This window comes from Roseateles sp. GW821-FHT09H11 (assembly GCF_059415845.1).
Genome location: NZ_JBWKOA010000009.1, coordinates 189,634 through 206,640, shown reverse-complemented (window position 1 = coordinate 206,640; position 17,007 = coordinate 189,634). Strand labels below are relative to the sequence as shown.

The 17,007-nt window shown below is 68.7% G+C and carries 15 protein-coding genes; 5 read left to right on the top strand and 10 right to left on the bottom strand.

The window, feature by feature from the left end; all coding sequences use genetic code 11:
- Nucleotides 1–58: 58 nt before the first annotated feature.
- The 4 genes from AC07PR_RS26875 to AC07PR_RS26860 form a co-directional block, all read right to left on the bottom strand.
- Entirely contained in the window at nucleotides 59–985 is a 927-nt protein-coding gene (locus AC07PR_RS26875) for a TIGR02285 family protein (protein WP_495137104.1), read from the bottom strand.
- A 238-nt stretch (nucleotides 986–1,223) separates the two neighbouring features.
- Nucleotides 1,224–2,183 carry a sulfate ABC transporter substrate-binding protein gene (locus AC07PR_RS26870; RefSeq protein ID WP_377161668.1) on the bottom strand — a complete coding sequence of 320 codons (960 nt, stop codon included), beginning with the start codon at nucleotides 2,181–2,183 and terminating at the stop codon, nucleotides 1,224–1,226.
- Nucleotides 2,184–2,476: 293 nt separating this feature from the next.
- The gene (locus AC07PR_RS26865) at nucleotides 2,477–5,248 is read right to left on the bottom strand and encodes a TonB-dependent receptor plug domain-containing protein (protein WP_495137103.1); all 2,772 of its coding nucleotides are present in this window, start codon (nucleotides 5,246–5,248) and stop codon (nucleotides 2,477–2,479) included.
- A 132-nt stretch (nucleotides 5,249–5,380) separates the two neighbouring features.
- The gene (locus AC07PR_RS26860; RefSeq protein WP_088408061.1) at nucleotides 5,381–6,328 is read right to left on the bottom strand and encodes a CysB family HTH-type transcriptional regulator; all 948 of its coding nucleotides are present in this window, start codon (nucleotides 6,326–6,328) and stop codon (nucleotides 5,381–5,383) included.
- Nucleotides 6,329–6,539: 211 nt separating this feature from the next.
- Between AC07PR_RS26860 and AC07PR_RS26855 the strand changes: the two genes are divergently transcribed.
- Nucleotides 6,540–7,493: a hypothetical protein gene (locus AC07PR_RS26855; RefSeq protein WP_495137102.1), complete on the top strand. Its 954-nt coding sequence runs from the start codon at nucleotides 6,540–6,542 to the stop codon at nucleotides 7,491–7,493.
- A 36-nt stretch (nucleotides 7,494–7,529) separates the two neighbouring features.
- On the opposite strand, the gene AC07PR_RS26850 is transcribed toward AC07PR_RS26855, so the two are convergent.
- Genes AC07PR_RS26850 through AC07PR_RS26830 form a run of 5 tightly spaced genes read right to left on the bottom strand, consistent with a single transcriptional unit; the run spans nucleotide 7,530 to nucleotide 12,322 of the window.
- Nucleotides 7,530–8,453 (bottom strand): CysB family HTH-type transcriptional regulator, encoded by a 924-nt coding sequence (locus AC07PR_RS26850; RefSeq protein WP_483108302.1) that lies wholly within the window; start codon nucleotides 8,451–8,453, stop codon nucleotides 7,530–7,532.
- Nucleotides 8,450–9,523 (bottom strand): sulfate/molybdate ABC transporter ATP-binding protein, encoded by a 1,074-nt coding sequence (locus AC07PR_RS26845; RefSeq protein ID WP_377158882.1) that lies wholly within the window; start codon nucleotides 9,521–9,523, stop codon nucleotides 8,450–8,452. Before AC07PR_RS26845 ends, AC07PR_RS26850 begins: the two co-directional genes overlap by 4 nt.
- A complete protein-coding gene (cysW, locus tag AC07PR_RS26840; protein ID WP_377158884.1) occupies nucleotides 9,520–10,410 on the bottom strand; it encodes a sulfate ABC transporter permease subunit CysW in 891 nt (296 codons plus the stop codon). Before cysW ends, AC07PR_RS26845 begins: the two co-directional genes overlap by 4 nt.
- Nucleotide 10,411: 1 nt before the next feature.
- A complete protein-coding gene (cysT, locus tag AC07PR_RS26835) occupies nucleotides 10,412–11,293 on the bottom strand; it encodes a sulfate ABC transporter permease subunit CysT (protein WP_377158887.1) in 882 nt (293 codons plus the stop codon).
- A gap of 36 nt (nucleotides 11,294–11,329) precedes the next feature.
- Nucleotides 11,330–12,322: a sulfate ABC transporter substrate-binding protein gene (locus AC07PR_RS26830; protein WP_495137165.1), complete on the bottom strand. Its 993-nt coding sequence runs from the start codon at nucleotides 12,320–12,322 to the stop codon at nucleotides 11,330–11,332.
- 600 nt (nucleotides 12,323–12,922) lie between these two features.
- On the opposite strand from AC07PR_RS26830, the gene AC07PR_RS26825 reads away from it, so the two are divergent.
- Together AC07PR_RS26825 and AC07PR_RS26820 are read left to right on the top strand one after the other, a co-directional pair.
- Nucleotides 12,923–13,426: a GAF domain-containing protein gene (locus AC07PR_RS26825; protein WP_495137101.1), complete on the top strand. Its 504-nt coding sequence runs from the start codon at nucleotides 12,923–12,925 to the stop codon at nucleotides 13,424–13,426.
- Nucleotides 13,426–13,833: a hypothetical protein gene (locus AC07PR_RS26820; protein WP_495137100.1), complete on the top strand. Its 408-nt coding sequence runs from the start codon at nucleotides 13,426–13,428 to the stop codon at nucleotides 13,831–13,833. Before AC07PR_RS26825 ends, AC07PR_RS26820 begins: the two co-directional genes overlap by 1 nt.
- 140 nt (nucleotides 13,834–13,973) lie before the next feature.
- Here AC07PR_RS26820 and AC07PR_RS26815 read toward each other — a convergent pair whose 3' ends face one another.
- On the bottom strand, nucleotides 13,974–14,786 hold the full coding sequence (locus AC07PR_RS26815; RefSeq protein ID WP_377158894.1) for a glycosyl transferase: 813 nt from the start codon (nucleotides 14,784–14,786) through the stop codon (nucleotides 13,974–13,976).
- A gap of 255 nt (nucleotides 14,787–15,041) precedes the next feature.
- Between AC07PR_RS26815 and AC07PR_RS26810 the strand changes: the two genes are divergently transcribed.
- Both AC07PR_RS26810 and AC07PR_RS26805 read left to right on the top strand, forming a co-directional pair.
- Nucleotides 15,042–15,992 carry a TauD/TfdA dioxygenase family protein gene (locus AC07PR_RS26810; protein WP_495137099.1) on the top strand — a complete coding sequence of 317 codons (951 nt, stop codon included), beginning with the start codon at nucleotides 15,042–15,044 and terminating at the stop codon, nucleotides 15,990–15,992.
- Nucleotides 15,989–17,005: an ABC transporter substrate-binding protein gene (locus tag AC07PR_RS26805; RefSeq protein WP_483108299.1), complete on the top strand. Its 1,017-nt coding sequence runs from the start codon at nucleotides 15,989–15,991 to the stop codon at nucleotides 17,003–17,005. The genes AC07PR_RS26810 and AC07PR_RS26805 overlap by 4 nt, the downstream gene beginning before the upstream one ends.
- The last annotated feature ends 2 nt before the right edge of the window (nucleotides 17,006–17,007 follow it).

Sequence of the window (17,007 nt, the reverse complement as noted above, 5' to 3'; positions counted from 1 at the left end):
GGCCGCCGGCGCTCACCGGCAACCTCCGACGAGGACCGACGAGGACTGACGGTGTCGATCAGGGGTCGATGCGGGACGGCTTGCTGCGTTCGCGATAGAACGCATCGAAGCGGGCCGCGTAGTGGGCCTTCGTTTCCGGCGTGAGCCAGCGCATGAGGCCGCGCCGCAGGGTGGCGGCGCCCTCGGGTCGGCCGTAGGCCTTGTCGATGCCGCGGATCGCGGCGAGTCCCCATGGCGTGCGCGGACAGGCGATGCCGGCCATCACCAGTTCGCTGGCGCCCTGGATCGGCACGCTGACCAGGTCCTCCGGATTCCCGGCCATGACGAGCGCCATGTCCATCTCCACCGAATAGTCGGCGCGCCCGAGGCTGAGCATCTGCAGCAGGCGCGCGCCGAAGTCCTTGGGCGAGTAGAGCGAGACCGCGCTGTCGGCGGGTCGCGCGGCGAGCATCTCGTCGAGCACCGGACCGTAGCTGCGGCCGTCGATCAGCGCGCCGCGCAGCGACGGATCGGCGAGCAGCCGCGCCAGCTGCACTTCACCGGCGGCGTTGCGCGGGAGGCGCTTGAGCTTGTCGCGGCGCACGATCAGGCCCGGCGGCGGCGTGAGCTGGGTGTTGATGAAGTAGGCCGCCTTCTCGCGATCGGGCGTGCGGACCACGTTGGCGCGGCACACCTCGTCGCCGTTCTCGATCATCTGCCAGCTGCGTTTGGCGTTGGCGAAGACGATCTCGTGCCGGACGCCCGGCCATTGCTTCTCGAGGTAGGCGATCACGCGCCCGGTCACGCCGCTGGCGTCGGCGCCCGTCATCTGCGGCGCATGGTCGGAGGCGAGCCAGGTGATCCTGGTGACGGCCGGCGCGGGGGCAGGTGTTGCGCCGGGCCCTTGCGCGCCCGCGTACGGCGCTGCCAGCAGCAGGACGGTCGACGGCAGGAGGGCGACAAGGCGCGAGCGGATCGGAGCGAGGAACTTCACGGGCCACAGCATACGGGGATCGTCGCTGGCCGCTGTCGCACGGCGCCCCTGTCCTGCGCCGTGGAGCGGTAGTTGGTCACTGCCCGGCACGTTCCGGCGGGGCGGACGAAAAAAGGCCCCGCCGACTTGCCGCCAGCGGGGCTGCTCGCACAGAGCGAACGGTCTGGTTGCCTATGACGCCGCTTGCGCGGCGCCCGAGACCGACCGAGGAGACAAACGTTGAAAGCGTGAAGCGCGGTCCCGTCGGGACTCAGCGCACCGCGCTGATCTGGTCGAAGACGCCGCCGTCGTCGAAGTGCGTCTTCTGCGCGTTGCGCCAGCCGCCGAAGACCTCGTCGATGGTCACCAGCTTCACCGGCGCGAAGGTCTTGGCGTACTTCGCGGCGATCTTGGGGTCCCGCGGGCGGTAGTAGTTCTTGGCCGCGATCTCCTGGCCTTCCGGCGAGTACAGGTACTCCAGGTAGGCCTGCGCCACCTTGCGCGTGCCCTTCTTGTCGACCGTCTTGTCCACCACCGACACCGGCGGCTCGGCCAGGATCGACAGGCTCGGCGTGACGATCTGGAACTTGTCCGGACCCAGCTCCTTCACCGCCAGGTAGGCCTCGTTCTCCCAGGCGATCAGCACGTCGCCGATGCCGCGTTCGACGAAGGTCGTCGTGGCGCCGCGGGCGCCGGAGTCCAGCACCTTGGTGTTCGCATAGATGCGCTTGACGAAGGCCTTGGCCGAATCGGCGTTGCCGCCCGGCTGCTTCAGCGAATACGCCCACGCGGCCAGGTAGTTCCAGCGCGCGCCGCCCGAGGTCTTCGGATTCGGCGTGATCACGTCGATGCCGCTGCGGGCCAGATCCGGCCAGTCGTTGATGTGCTTGGGGTTGCCCTTGCGCACCAGGAACACGATGGTCGAGGTGTAGGGCGACGCGTTGCTCGGCAGGCGCTTCTGCCAGTCGGCCGGCACCAGCTTGCCGTGGTCGTGCAGCGCGTCGATGTCGTAGGCCAGCGCCAGCGTGACGACGTCCGCATCCAGGCCGTCGATCACCGAGCGCGCCTGCTTGCCCGAGCCGCCGTGCGAGTTCTTCACCGTGACGGTCTCCCCGGTCTTGGCCTTCCAGTACTTCGCGAACGCGGCGTTGTAGTCCTGGTAGAGCTCGCGGGTCGGGTCGTACGACACGTTGAGCAGCGTGACCGAGCCCTGCGCGTGGGCCAGGGGCATCAGCGCGGCACCGCCAAGCAGGGCGGCGGTGGCGAGCAGCGAGACGGTGCGACGGAGACGGCGAATGGGGTTCACGGGATTCTTCTCATCACGGGGGGTTGAGGGGAGCGCTCAATGTAGGCAAGCGCACAGTCAAAGGGAACGAAGAAGATCTGCTTTGCTTTGCACCGTTGCCGGAAAAAAGGGCCGCCCCCTCGTGAGGGGCGGCCCGCAAGCCGGGGCGGGGTCGCCGCGGCAGTCGGAACCGGTGGAACGGCGCGGTCACCCGAGTCGTCCGGGGGCTTGGGTCGGTCTCAGGCGCCGAAGCGGTGCTCCAGCTCGATCCAGCCTTGCCGCCCGTGCGGCGAGTAGTAGCCGACCGGGTAGTACGGCCAGGTGGCGCTCGGATCGCGGCGGATCTTGTCGAACAGGTTGTTGACGATCAGGCTGACGCGCGTCTGCTTGCCGATCTGCCACGCGGTGCTGGCGTTGAAGTTCCAGTAGGGGCCCAGCGTGCCCTCGTGGTCCTCGCGTGCGATGCGGCCGTTGCGCTGCGCCGAGACGGCGTGCGTCCAGTCGCCGGTCTGCCAGACCACGCTCGCGTTGAGCCGGCTGGGCCAATCGCTGAAGTCCGCCGTGCCCACGACGTTGCGGTTCTCGTCGCCGGCGAACTGCTGGTACTTGAAGCTCTTGACCCGCGTGTACTTCGCGTCGACCGTCCATTTGCCCCACGTGGCCGTCGCCCAGGTGTAACGCGTGCCGACGTCGAGACCCCAGGTCGATTCGCTCGCCGCGTTGATCGGATTGACACGGACTTCCGCGACCTCGCCCGGGCGGACCAGCGCGTCGGCCGGGTTGCGGCGCACGCGGGCGATCGCGTCCACGCAGGTCGGCGACTGGATGTCCTTGATGCCGGTGCGGCAGTCCGACTCGTCGCGCAGCACGCCGTCGGCGCTGAGGTCGGTGACCAGGTCGCGGATCGCGATCTTCCACAGGTCCAGCGACACGTCGAAGGACGAGGCCGGTTGCCACACCGCACCCACGCCCCACGAGCGACCTCGTTCCGACTTCAGGTCCGACGAGCCCGTGCGCACGAAGTTGAAGCCGGGCGAGACGTCCGCGAAGTCGCAGGTCGACAGCGGCTGCCCGGTCTGCGCGCAGCGGTAGTAGTCCGTCGACGACGAGTAGTAGCCCTTCGTCTGCTGCGCGAAGATGTAATTCATGTCCGGCGCGCGGAAGCTGGTCGCGTGCTGCGCGCGCAGCAGCAGCGTCGAGAGCGGTCGGAACTCGAGGCCCGCGTTGTAGGTCGTGCTGCCGTCGCTGCGGCCGGCGAATTCGTAGCGGTCGTGCCGCGCGGCCAAGGTCGCGGTCAACTGCTTCGTGATCGGCGCATTGAGTTCGCCGCCCAGCGCCAGCCGCTCGCGCGTGCCGCGCACGGTGGGCGAGGTGCTCGTGTTGTAGAAGACGCCTTGGCCCAGCCGCGGGTCGGCTTCGTTGCGGAAGCCTTGCGTGCCTGCCTCAGCCACGACGGCCGCGCGCACCGGACCGCCGGGGAGCTTGAACCACTCGCCGCTGGCGGACGCGCTCAGCTGCTGGTTCCAGCTGGCGTTGCGCGTCCAGCTGCGGTCGGTGACGCTGTCGATCTCCTGCGGCGTCAGTGGGCGGAACAGGCGTGCCGGATCGGCCGAATAGATCGCCGTGCCGTCCGCCTCGGTCCCGAGCTTCTGTCCGAGCAGCAGCTGTTCGATGCCCGCCGTCAGTCGCGGCGTCGTGGTGCGGTTCAGGTAGTAGGAGCTGTTGGCCGCCACCTCGAAGGTCCAGGATCCGGCCAGCTCGCCACGCGCGCCGACGGCGACGTTGTGCGTCGAGTCCTGCCACTTGCGGTTGAAGCGGTCCACGCCGCCGATTTCCTCGGGCGCGAAGCGACGCGTCCAGATCTCCAGCTGGCCCGTCGCGGCATTCCGGAAGTAGCCCTTGCCCGCGATGTCCGAGGTCCAGCTCGGTCCACGCGTGTTGTTCTCGGTCCGCGCCCAGCCGAACTGGCCCTCGGCGAACAGCTCGAGGCCGTGGTCCAGCGCGAGCGTCACCGCGCCTGCCGCCTGCGCGCTGCGGTTGCCGGTCTGCGTCGTCCAGTACGTTGGCGACGCGCGGCCGCTGCCGCAGTAGGTGCCGTTCCTCGCCGTGTAGGCCGAGACCGAGCCCTCGAACAGCGTGCCCGCGCCTGCGCAGCCGTCGGTCGGCGTGAGGTAGGCGCCGCCGGTCGCGTTGCGCCGGCCGAAGACGACCGTCGGCGCGGCGCCCTGCAGCGTCGTGTCGGCCATGAAGTCGCGCTGGCGGCTCCAGATCGGCTCGCGGCCGCTGAGCTCGACGCCCCACACGCCCTGCAAGGCGCCGGCATCGAGGCCGCCGGTGATCTGCGCGCGCGCGTTCTCGCCGCCACCGCGTTGGGTGCTGCCGGCGCGCAGGTTGACGGTGACGCCGTCGACGTGCTTCTTCAGCACGATGTTGACGACGCCCGCGATCGCGTCGGAGCCGTACACCGACGAGGCGCCGCCGCTGAGGACCTCGATGCGGTCGATCAGCGCGGACGGGATGTTGGCGATGTTGACGAAGTTGACCGAGCCCTCATAGGCGGTCGGGTAGTCGGCGACGCGCCGGCCGTTGACCAGCACCAGCGTGTGGTTGGGGCCGAGGCCGCGCAGGCTGATCGCATTGGCGGCCGGCGTGAAGGTGTTGCCGAAGTCCTCGCCCTGTGTGAAGCCGGTGTTCTCGGTCAGGCTGCTCAGTGCGTCGGAGACGTTCTTGTAGCCGAGCCGGTCCAGGTCTTCCGACTTGATCACGGTGATCGGACTCGGCCCCTCGCTGTTGACGCGCGAGATGCGCGAGCCGGTGACGACCACCGACGGCAGCGGCGCTTCCTTGGCCGTGTCCTGTGTGGACGCGGCGGCCGATGCGGACACAGTGGGCCCAGCGGGCGGCTGGGCCTGCGCGAAGGCGCCGGTGACGGGATAGGCCGCGGCGAGGGCCGCGGCCAGCGTGGCGGCCGGTCCGGTAAGGCGGGCCACGTGGTCGACGAACTGCTTCAAGAGACTTCCTTGTGGGAGTGAACAGGTGAGCCCGTCACTCTAGGAAGCGCCCTCTCCGCGTTGAACCAATGCTTTCTGCGTTGCTTAGCTGTGCACCCGGACTATGCACATGCGGAATTTCTTTTGGCACGGTCAATCCGAGCCGTTGGGCGCGACGCGCGCCTGCTCGACCAGCTCGCGCGACAGCGGCGGCGCGAAGGTCTCGATGAAGGCGTAGACGTAGTCGCGCAGGTAGGCGTCGCGGCGCACGGCGAGCCGCGTCAGGTTGTCGGCGAACAGGTGCCGTGCGTCGATCGAGCGCAGGTGGCGGTCGCGTTCCTCGTCGTAGGCGATCGCGGCGACGATGCCCACGCCCAGGCCCAGCTCGACGTAGGTCTTGATCACGTCCGCGTCCATCGCGACCAGCACGACGTTGAGGTCCAGCCCCGCCGCCGCGAAGGCATCGTCGATGTGCGAGCGGCCGGTGTAGCCGGTCTCGTAGGTGATGACCGGGAACTCGGCCAGGCGCTCCAGCGTCAGCGGCGTGCCCGCGTTGGCTTCAGCTTCCAGCGGATGGCCGGGCGGCACCAGCACCGTGTGGGTCCAGCGGTAGCAGGGCAGCGTCAGCAGCTGCGGATGCAGCGCGAGCGCTTCGGTCGCGATGCCGATGTCCGCCTCGCCGTCGATCAGCAGCCGTGCGACCTGCTGCGGCGAGCCCTGCGTGAACTGCAGGCTGACCTCGGGATGCGACTCGCGGAAGTCGCGCACTGCCGGCGGCAGCGCATAGCGCGCCTGGCTGTGCGTCGCCGCGATGCGCAGGTGGCCGCTGTCGGCGCGGGCGAAGTCCTCGCCGGCGCGGCGCAGGTTCTCGGCCTCGCGCAGCAGGCGCTCGACGATGGGCATCACGTTGCGGCCCGGCTCGGTGAGCCCAGTGAGCCGCTTGCCGGCACGGATGAAGATGTCGATGCCGAGCTCGTCCTCGAGCTCGCGGATCTGGCGGCTCACGCCGGGCTGCGAGGTGTGCAGCGCCTGGGCGACCTCGGTCAGGTTGAAGTTGCGGCGCTGGGCCTCGCGGACGGATCGGAGTTGCTGGAAGTTCATCGTCGGCCACACATCGGGGGGGAACGTCAGCCGATGCGGGAGACATCGGAAAGCGTCGGAGACGTCAGGAAACGTCGGGAAAGCGGATTGCTTATGCGGATTGATTATTCGAATCCGCGACCCCGGTGTCCTCCAACAAAAATCGATAAGCATTCCCGCGCTGGAGGCATGTGGATAGAAGGTCTATGCTGCAAACCTTGCCTCGCTCATCATGACCTGCCCTTCCCTGCACCGGTCGTCGACCGTCGCGCTGTCGGTCGTGTTCGCGTTTGCCCTCGGCGCGCCTGCCACGACTTGGGCCGTCGACAAGATCGTCTGGGTGATGCGCGACATCGACACGGTGGCGCCGCGCGCTCCCGGTGCGGCCTCGGTGCCCGTGCGACGCAGTCTGGCGCAGCCACTGTCGGACTATCTGGCCGCGAACTGGGGAACGCCGGCGAAGCACGAGGCGCTGATCGCCAACGTCAAGCGCAGCTGGCGGATGATCGAACAGGGCGAGCCTGCCTGCGACCTCGGTGCGTTGCGGACACCGGAGCGCGAGGCCATCGCCTACTTCGTCGACATCTACGTGATTCCGCCACATCAGCTGATGGTGCGGCGCAGCGCGTTGCCCAAGCTGCCACGCCTTCCGGACGGCGACGCGGACCTCGAGAAGATCTGGGCCGACAAGCAGCTGCGTGGCGCGATCGCCGCCGGGCGCAGCTACGGCCCCGCGCTCGACGCGCTGCTGGCCAGGCGACCGCCGGGCGTGATCGACGCCTACACGACCACGGACCTCGGCGGGAACATGCTGTCGATGATCGCCATGGGCCGCGCCGACTACACGATCGAATACGACTTCGTGCTCGTCAATCAGCAGGAGCTGCGCGCGGCCGAAGGGCCGGTGGGCGCGAGCGGCAGTGGCAAGGTGTCGACCGCGGATCTCGTCAGCGTTCCGATCGTGGGCTTCGGCAGCCCCGTGATCACCAGCATCGCCTGCCCGCGCAACGCGTGGGGCAGAAACACCATCGAGCAGGTGGAGCGCGTGCTCGGCACGCCGCAGGCGCGGCAGTTCCTGCGGGACGACCTCATCGGTCGCCTCAGCCCCGAGGCCAGGACCCGCTACGGCCCGCAGATCGACGCGTTCTACTTCAACGCGAAGCCGGCGGCCAGCGCACCGCGCTGAGGAGACGCGCCGTCGCACAGGGATGCGCGCGTGGGCTCACGCGTCCGGATCCATCGCCTCGCGCACGGCGTCCTCGGTCAGCTCGGCGACGCATTCCTGCAGGAAGCGATAGGCGAAGCCGCGCAGGTAGTGGCCGCGCTTGAGCGCGATGCGCGTCGTGTTGGGCGGGAACAGGTGGGTCGCATCGATCAGTTGCAGGCCGGAGTCGCGCGCGGGCTCGAAGGCCATCGCCGCGATCACGCCGACGCCCAGCCCGATCTGCACATAGGTCTTGATGACGTCCGCATCCAGCGCCGACATCACCAGGTCCGGCGCCAGGCCCGCCGCGGCGAAGCTGGCGTCGATGCGCGCGCGGCCGGTGTAGCCCTCGTGGTACGTGATCAGCGGCTGCTCGGCGAGGGCTTCCAGCGTCAGCGGCTGGCGCGTCAGCGCGTGCCCTTCCGGAACGACCACCGCGTGGCGCCACTCGTAGAACGGGAAGGTGACGAAGGCGTCGTCCTTGCCTAGCGCCTCGGTGGCGATGCCGATGTCGGCCTCGCCCGATTGCAGCAGCGAGACGATCTCCGACGGACTGCCCTGGTGCAGCACCAAGTGCACGCGCGGATAGGCCGCCTTGAAGCGCGCCACGACCTGCGGCAGCGCATACCGCGCCTGCGTGTGCGTCGTCGCGATCGTCAGCTGACCCTGGTCGGCGCTGCTGAACTGCTGCGCCAGACGCTTGATGTTGCGCACGTCCTGCAGCATGCGGTCGACGACGACCGCCAGCTCCTTGCCCGGCTCGGTCAGGCCGAGCAGGCGCTTGCCGCGGCGCTGGAAGAGCTCGACGCCGAGTTCGTCCTCCAGGTCCTTGATGTGCTTGCTCACCCCCGACTGCGAGGTGAACAGCGCCGCCGCCACCTCGGTCAGGTTGAAGTTCTGCTGCACCGCCTCGCGGACGATGCGCAACTGCTGGAGGTTCATGCCGCCTGGTCGATGCCGAAGAGACTCAGGCGCGAGGCCTGCAGACGCACGTGCTGACCGGCGGACAGCTGCAGCGCCTCGGCCTGCTCGCGGCTGAGTTCTGCTTCCAGGTGCTCGCCCTGCGCGCCGCGCAGCTCGACACGCGCGGCGGCGCCGAAGGCGAGCACGCGCTCGACCGTCGCCGGCAGCCCCGGCGCATCCTGCGACGGGATGATCACCAGCTCATGCGGACGCGCATACGCCTGCACCAGGCCATGCTGGGCGCCTTCGATCGAGGCCGCGGCGCCCTGCGCCAGCGTCTGGTCGCCGACGCGCACGATGCCGCTGTCCACGCGGCCTTCGAAGCGGTTGACCGCGCCGAGGAAGCCGTAGACGAAGGGCGTCGCCGGGCGCTGGTAGACCTCGATCGGCGAGCCGACCTGTTCCACGCGCCCGTGATCCATCAGCACGACGCGGTCGGCGACTTCGAGCGCTTCTTCCTGGTCGTGCGTGACGAAGATGCTGGTGATGTGCAGCTCGTCGTGCAGGCGGCGCAGCCAGCGGCGCAGTTCCTTGCGGACCTTCGCATCCAGCGCGCCGAAGGGCTCGTCCAGCAGCAGCACGCGCGGCTCGACGGCCAGGGCGCGGGCCAGCGCGATGCGCTGACGCTGGCCGCCGGACAGTTGCGGCGGATAGCGATCGGCCAGCCAGTCCAGCTGCACCAGCTGCAGCAGCTCATGCACCTTGCGCTTGATCTCCGCTTCCGGCGGACGCTGCTTGCGCGGCTTCACGCGCAGGCCGAAGGCCACGTTGTCGAAGACCGTCATGTGGCGGAACAGCGCGTAGTGCTGGAAGACGAAACCGACTTCGCGCTCGCGCACATGCGTGTCCGACGCGTCGGCGCCGTCCAGCAGCACCTGGCCGCGGTCGGCCGTCTCCAGCCCCGCGATGATGCGCAGCAGCGTGGTCTTGCCGCATCCCGACGGGCCCAGCAGCGCGGTCAGTTCGCCGGTGGGGAAGTCCAGGCTGACGTCGCCCAGCGCGGTGAAGCTGCCGAAGGACTTGTGGATGTTGCGGACCTGGATGCTCATGCTTCTTCCTTCACGACACTACGCGTCGCTTGCCATTCCACGAGCTGCTTGAGCCCGAGCGTCACCAGTGCCAGCAGGGCCAGCAGCGACGCCACCGCGAATGCCGCGGCGAACTGATATTCGTTGTAGAGGATCTCGACCTGCAGCGGCAGCGTGTTGGTCTGGCCGCGGATGTGGCCCGACACCACCGACACCGCGCCGAACTCGCCGAAGGCGCGCGCGTTGCACAGGATCACGCCGTAGAGCAGGCCCCACTTGATGTTGGGCAGCGTCACATGCCAGAAGGTGCGGAAGCCGCTGGCGCCGAGCACCGTGGCCGCTTCCTCCTCATCCCGGCCTTGCGCCTGCATCAGCGGGATCAGCTCCCGAGCGACGAAGGGGAAGGTCACGAACACGGTGGCCAGCACGATGCCGGGCACGGCGAAGATGATCTTGACGTCGTGCTCCTGCAGCCACGGGCCGAACCAGCCCTGCGCGCCGAAGATCAGCACGTAGATCAGGCCCGCGACCACCGGCGACACCGAGAACGGCAGGTCGATCAGCGTGATCAGCAGCTGCTTGCCGCGGAAGTCGTGCTTGGTGATGGCCCACGCGGCGCAGACGCCGAAGACGATGTTCAGCGGCACCGAGATCACCGCCGCCAGCAGCGTCAGCTTGATCGCGGAGACCGCGTCGGGCTCGATCAGCGAGGTCAGGTAGGTGTCCCAGCCCTTGCGCAGCGCCTCGGTGAAGACGGCCGCCAGCGGCAGCAGCAGGAACAGCGCGAAGAAGGCCAGGCCCAGCGTCAGCAGCGTGTAGCGCACCCAGCGCTTCTCCGCCGTGGCGGGGTTCCCCTGGTAGTGGCCGGCGGTGCGCCCGCGGCCCAGCGTTGCGGTGGATCCAGCCATGTCAGCGCTTCCCGTCCACACCGTTGCGGCGCAGGCTCCAGGCCTGCAGTCCGTTGATGCCCAGCAGCAGCAGGAACGAGAACACCAGCATCACGACCGCGATCGCGGTGGCGCCGACGTAGTCGTACTGCTCGAGCTTCGTGATGATCATCAGCGGGGTGATCTCGCTGACCATCGGCATGTTGCCGGCGATGAAGATCACCGAGCCGTACTCGCCCACCGCGCGCGCGAAGGCCAGCGCGAAGCCGGTCAGCAGCGCCGGCGTCAGCATCGGCAGCACCACCAGGCGGAAGGCCTGCCAGCGATGCGCGCCCAGCGAGGCGGCGGCTTCCTCGAGCTCCGTGTCCAGGTCCTCGAGCACCGGCTGCACCGTCCGCACGACGAAGGGCAGACCGATGAAGATCAGCGCGATCAGCACGCCCAGCGGCGTGAAGGCGACCTTGATGCCCAGCGGCTCCAGCCACTTGCCCATCCAGCCGTTGGGCGCGTACAGCGCCGTCAGCGCGATGCCGGCGACGGCGGTGGGCAGCGCGAAGGGCAGGTCGATCAGCGCGTCCACCAGCTTCTTGCCCCAGAAGTCGTAGCGCACCAGCGACCAGGCCAGGATGAAGCCGAAGATCACGTTGATGAACGCGCCCAGCAGCGCCGCGCCGAAGCTCAGCCGGTACGAGGCCAGCACGCGCGGCGACGTGGCCGCGGCCCAGAAGGCCTCGGCGCCGTGGCCGGCGGACTTCAGGAACACCGCGCACAGCGGGATCAGCACCAGCAGCGAGAGATAGAAGAGCGTGAAGCCCAGCGTCGGCGCGAAGCCGGGCAGCACGCGGCGACGCTTGCGGGCGGGCGCGGGGGCGGCCTGCGTCGCGGGGAGCACGGCGGTGTTCATCGTCGGGTCAAGGAAGCGGAGATCGGGGTCGGACGATCAGCGGCGCGAGGCCATGATCTGGTCGTAGGTGCCGCCGTCGGCGAAGTGCGTCTTGCCGACCTTGGCCCAGCCGCCCAGCGTCTGGTCGACGGTGAAGAGCTTGATCGGCGCGTAGCGCTTCTCATGCTTCTTGAAGATCGCCGCGTCGCGCGGACGGAAGTTGTTCTGCGCGATGATTTCCTGGCCTTCCGGCGTCCACAGGAAGTCCAGGTAGGCCTTGGCCAGCGCGGCGGAACCGCGCTTGGCGGCGACCTTGTCGACCACCGCGACCGGCGCGTCGGCTTCGATCGAGATGCTGGGCGCGACGACCTCGAAGTTGCCCTTGCCGAATTCGTTCTCGATGAGCTCGGCTTCCGACTCGAAGGTCAGCAGCACGTCGCCGATGCCGCGTTGCGTGAACGTGGTCGTCGCGCCGCGGCCGCCGCCGTCCAGCACCGGCACGTTGGCCAGCACCTTGGAAACGAAGTCCTTGGCCTGGGCGTCCGTGCCGCCCTTGGCGATCACGCTGCCCCACGCGGCCAGGTAGCCGTAACGGCCGTTGCCGGTGACCTTGGGGTTGGGGATGATCACGGACACGCCGGGACGCGCCAGGTCCGCCCAGTCCTTGATGCCTTTCGGGTTGCCCTTGCGGACCAGGAACAGCATCGTGGAGCTGTACGGCGCGGCGGCGTTCGGGAACTTGCTGCGCCAGTCGGCGCCGGTGAGGCCCTTCTCGGCTAGCGTGTCGACGTCGGTCGCCTGGTTCATCGTGACGACGTCGGCCTCCAGGCCGCCGATCACCGAGCCGATCTGCTTGGACGAGCCGCCGTGCGACTGGTTCACCGTGATCGTCTGGCCGGTCTTGGCCTTGTACGACGCGACGAACGCCGGATTGACCTGCTTGTAGAGCTCACGCGCCACGTCGTAGGAGACGTTCAGCAGCGTCGTCGGCTGATCGGCCGCGGCCGCCAGCATCGGCGCGCCCAGCAACGGCACCGCCGCGGCCAGCATCAGCGCCTGGCGGCGGGAGGCGGAGAACAGGGAACGGGTGTTCTGGCGGGCGTTGTTCTGGGTCATGGCGGACTGGGCAAGCGGGCGTGGGCCGGCGACGTTGAGGGTCGGGCTGCGAAGCTTGCCAAACAGTCCTTATTCCAGGAACGATTGTTTGGGCATTTGCTTATCTCGCATAACGCATATGCAAGAAATGCAGAAGGCGGAGGCAGAAGAAAAGCGCCAGGACCGCGATCGGACACCGCCGGAAGCGCCTCCCCCAAGACCCCGAGGGCGGCCCCCGGTCGCGACCTGGGCTCTCACCATGCCTTCCCGGCGGCCGTACTGCCGCCGCCGGCGGGGGCGACATGGGCGCGCCCCGTGGAACGGAGTCTGGGCGCGCTCGGCGCTCGCCGCCAATGCGCATTGGGCGCAAGCTGCTGCGCCGCCCTCATATGGGGCGGCGCAGCGGCGGAGGTGCTCGTCTTGTCTGGCGTTGCGCTGACGGGGGACTCGGGTGGCGCCCCGTGGGCAACTCGGATAGTCTGGTGCTTCGACGGCGTGGTCGCAGTCCGTCCGCGCAGGGAGAAGACAACATCGGAAGAGCGAGGAACCGCCTCCATGCTGAATGCCCCGATTCCCGAGAACGAAACCGAACGGCTGCAGGCGCTGCACGAGCTGCTGATCCTGGACACACCGTCCGAGGAGCGCTTCGACCGCATCGTCGAGTTCGCCGCCGAGGAGTTCGGCGTCCCGATCGCCCTGATCAGCCTGGTCGACGACGATCGCCAATGGTTCAAGGCCCGCTTCGGCCTGGCGGTCTGCGAGACCGACCGCAAGAGCAGTTTCTGCGGCCACGCGATCCACGTCCCCGAGGTGATGGTGGTGGAGGACGCGGCGCAGGATCCGCGCTTCGCGGACAACCCGATGGTGCTGGGCCCGCCGAACATCCGCTTCTACGCGGGCGCGCCGCTGGAGGTCCGTCCCGGGGTGCGCATCGGCACGCTGTGCCTGATCGACCGGCGGCGACGCACGCTGGACGACACCGATCTGGCCATCCTGATGAGCCTGCGCGACCTGGTGGTCTCCGAGCTGCTCGGGCAGGCCGTCGAGGAGGACCGCTGATGCCGGGTCCCCAGCGTCAGCTCCTGCTGGTCGATCCCCACTCGCTGTTCCGCCGCACCGTCGCCATGGTGGCGCGGCAGCTGCAGATCGCGGAGGTCCACGAGTCGAGCAGCCTCGAGGCGGCCCATCGCCTGCTGGAGAGCCAATCGATGGACGGCCTGCTGCTGGACATCGGCCAGGGGCTGGACGCCCTGGCGCTGCTGCAGAGCGTGCGGGCCGGGGCGTTGCGGTGCGCCGCCGACACGCCGGTCGCGCTGACCGCGGAGGCCTGCGACCTGCCCACCGCCCAGCTCTACAAGGAGCTCGACGTGCGGCGGATCATGCTCAAGCCGTTCAAGGTGAAGACGGCGCTGGAGGTGATCCAGGACCTGGCGAAGCCAGGGGCAACACCTGGCACCCCGCACTAGCAGCACTTCGACCGCCGCTGGCCCTCACCCCTGCCCTCTCCCGCAAGCGGGAGAGGGGGTAAGAAGGAAGGCGGTCGGACTCCCTCTCCTGCTTGCGGGAGAGGGCGGGGTTAGGGCCAGCGGCCTCGGCAGTCAACCGGTCATTCCACCCAATGCTGCGCCACCCACGGGGGTGGCAGCACGAAGCTGCGCAGATGGCGCCAGCGGTGCTTCACGCCGCCGGCGAAGGCCGCGCGGAAGTGGTCCCACGGCTTCTCGTGCGGCGGGTCCTGGGTGTTCCAGCGGCCCAGCAGCACGTCCGCCGGGTTCGGGCCGCCGGGGAAGGTCACGATGCGCGCGCCCGAGGGCAGGCGCGCCGGCTTGAAGTAGCGCAGCGGGAACGGCGGCAGGCAATGCAGGCGGAAGTGCCGCGTCCACAGGTGCGGCCAGAACTTGATGCCGCCGGGCACGGACGCGGTGACCCAATGCTGCTCGAAGCCATGCTTGTCCGCGACCGCCTGCGGGTTGGCGCGGAAGTTCTCGATGATGTGCGGGTACTTGCCGACCGGGAAGCGGAACACCGAGGTCTGACCCAGGCGCTGCATCGGCTTGGCCCAGTTGCGAGCCAGGATGACGTCGTCCGGATGGCCGTGGCTGAAGTAGCCGTCGATGTTGTCGACGATCACCGAATCCAGGTCGACGAACAGCACCGGACCCGACAGGCCGGTCTTCTCGCCCATGTCGGCGCTCCACATCACGAGCTTGCGCCACTTGCCCAGCGACTTCTTGGGCCATTCGCAGCCCAGCTCGGGCAGGTCGTAGGCGTCGACCTCGGGACGAAGGCCTTCGGCGTTGTCGGTCAGGCAGACCAGACGGAAGTCGCCGGTGATGTGCCGACGCAGCATGCCGTACAGACGGTTGACGTACTCAGGGCCGTAGGCGGTTCCCCATTTGACGCAGATGACTTGTTTCATGGGGCTCGTGCTCCTCTGGTTGTTATCCCTACTGGCTTCGGGGAAGTCCGTCACTATACGCATGCAGTTGTAAATGGTTTGCAAACGGGGCATTCCGAGGCGTGACGCCTGGCATCCCGGGATGGCGTCGTCCTCGCCCAACGGGGCGATCCTCGGAACGCGTGGCATTCGGGACGTCGCTTATTCGATTTCTGCGCTTGGACATGCCGTCAGCTTCGTTCCGGCCAGGAAGTCCGATGCCTAGAGTCGGCGACCATGACAGCCCTCGCCCCGCCCCTTTCCACCGCGGCTCCGGCCCACGCGACCGTCCCGGTGACGCCCGCGTCGACGGCCTTCGCCGATGCGCCGTCGCAGCACTTCGAGATCAACGCCTTCGATGAGGCGCTCGGCGCCGAGGTGGTGGGGCTGGACCTGACGCGAGCGCTGAACGACGCCGACTTCGCCCGGCTGCATCGCGCGCATCTGGATCACCACGTGCTGGTGTTCCGCGATCAGCGCATCACGCCGGCGCAGCACATCGCGTTCAGCCGCCGCTGGGGACCGCTCCAGATCCACGTGCTGCGCAACTTCCAGCTGGCGGGTCACCCGGAGATCCTGCAGGTCTCCAACGTGCGCGACGCGCAGGGCCGGCCGGTCGGCCTGGGCGACGCCGGGCAGTACTGGCACTCGGACCTCTCGTACAAGGAGCGCCCCAGCCTGGGCTCGCTGCTGCACGCGCAGGAGCTGCCGTCGGAAGGCGGGGACACGCTCTTCGCCAATCAGCATCACGCCTACGACGGCTTGCCGCTGGCGCTGAAGACCGCGATCGCCGGCAAGCGCGCCGAGCACAGCTACCTCGCGAAATACGAGGAGCTCCGCGCCCGCAACCCGTGGCGCCCGAAGCTGACGCCCGAGCAGATCGCCGAGGTGAAGCCGGTCCCGCAGCCGATCGTGCGCACGCACCCGGAGACCGGACGTCGCGCGCTCTTCGTCAGCGAGCACTTCACGACGCGCATCCTCGACGTGCCCGAGGACGAGAGCCGCGACCTGCTTGCGCAGCTCTTCGAGCACAGCAGCCGCAAGAGCATCGTGTACCGCCACCAGTGGCTGCCCCACGACCTGGTGTTCTGGGACAACCGCTCGCTGCTGCATCTCGCCACGGGCTGCCCCGATCACCTCCGGCGCCACCTCTACCGCACCACCATCGAAGGCGACGTTCCGGCATGAAGCTCCAGAAACTTTCCTCCCTGCTGCTCTCGGGCGCGCTCGCCGCGACCGTGGCGTTGTCGGCGACCTCCGCGCATGCGGAAGGCAAGATCCGCATTGCCGAGCAGTTCGGCATCGTGTACCTGCTGCTGAACGTCGCGCAGGACCAGCAGCTGATCGAGAAGCACGGCAAGGCCGCGGGCGTCGACATCCAGGTCGAGCGCGTGCAGCTCTCCGGCGGCCCGGCGATCAACGAGGCGCTGCTGTCCGGCAGCATCGACATCGCCGGCGCGGGCGTCGGCCCGCTGCTGACGTTGTGGGACAAGACGCAGGGCAAGCAGAACGTGCGCGGCATCGCCTCGCTGGGCAACTTCCCGTACTACCTGACCAGCAGCAACCCCGCCGTCAAGACCATCGACGACTTCGGCGACAAGGACCGCATCGCGCTGCCGGCGGTGGGCGTGTCGGTGCAGTCCCGGATCCTGCAACTGGCCTCGGCCAAGCGCTGGGGCGACGCGCAGTTCAACAAGCTGGACCGGTTGCAGGTCGCGCTGCCGCACCCGGAGGCGACGGCGGCGCTGATCAAGGGCGGCACCGAGATCAACGCGCACTTCGGCAATCCGCCGTTCCAGGAACAGGGCCTGGCGGGCAACCCGAACGTCCACATCGTGCTGAACAGCTATGAGGTGCTGGGCGGGCCGGCGTCGGCGACGGTGCTGTACACGACGGAGAAGTTCCGGCGCGACAACCCGAAGACCTACAAGGCCTTCATCGGCGCGCTGGCCGAGGCGGCGGACTTCATCTCGAAGAACCCGGAGCGCTCGGCCGACATCTACATCAGGAACGAGAACTCCAAGGTGCCCAAGGAACTGCTGCTGAAGGTGATCAAGAACCCGGAGGTGCAGTTCAAGATCACGCCGCAGAACACCTTCGCGCTGGCGTCGTTCATGCATCGCATCGGCGCGATCAAGAACAAGCCGGCGTCGGCGAAGGACTACTTCTTCGACGACCCGCACAACGCGGCCGGAAGCTGAGC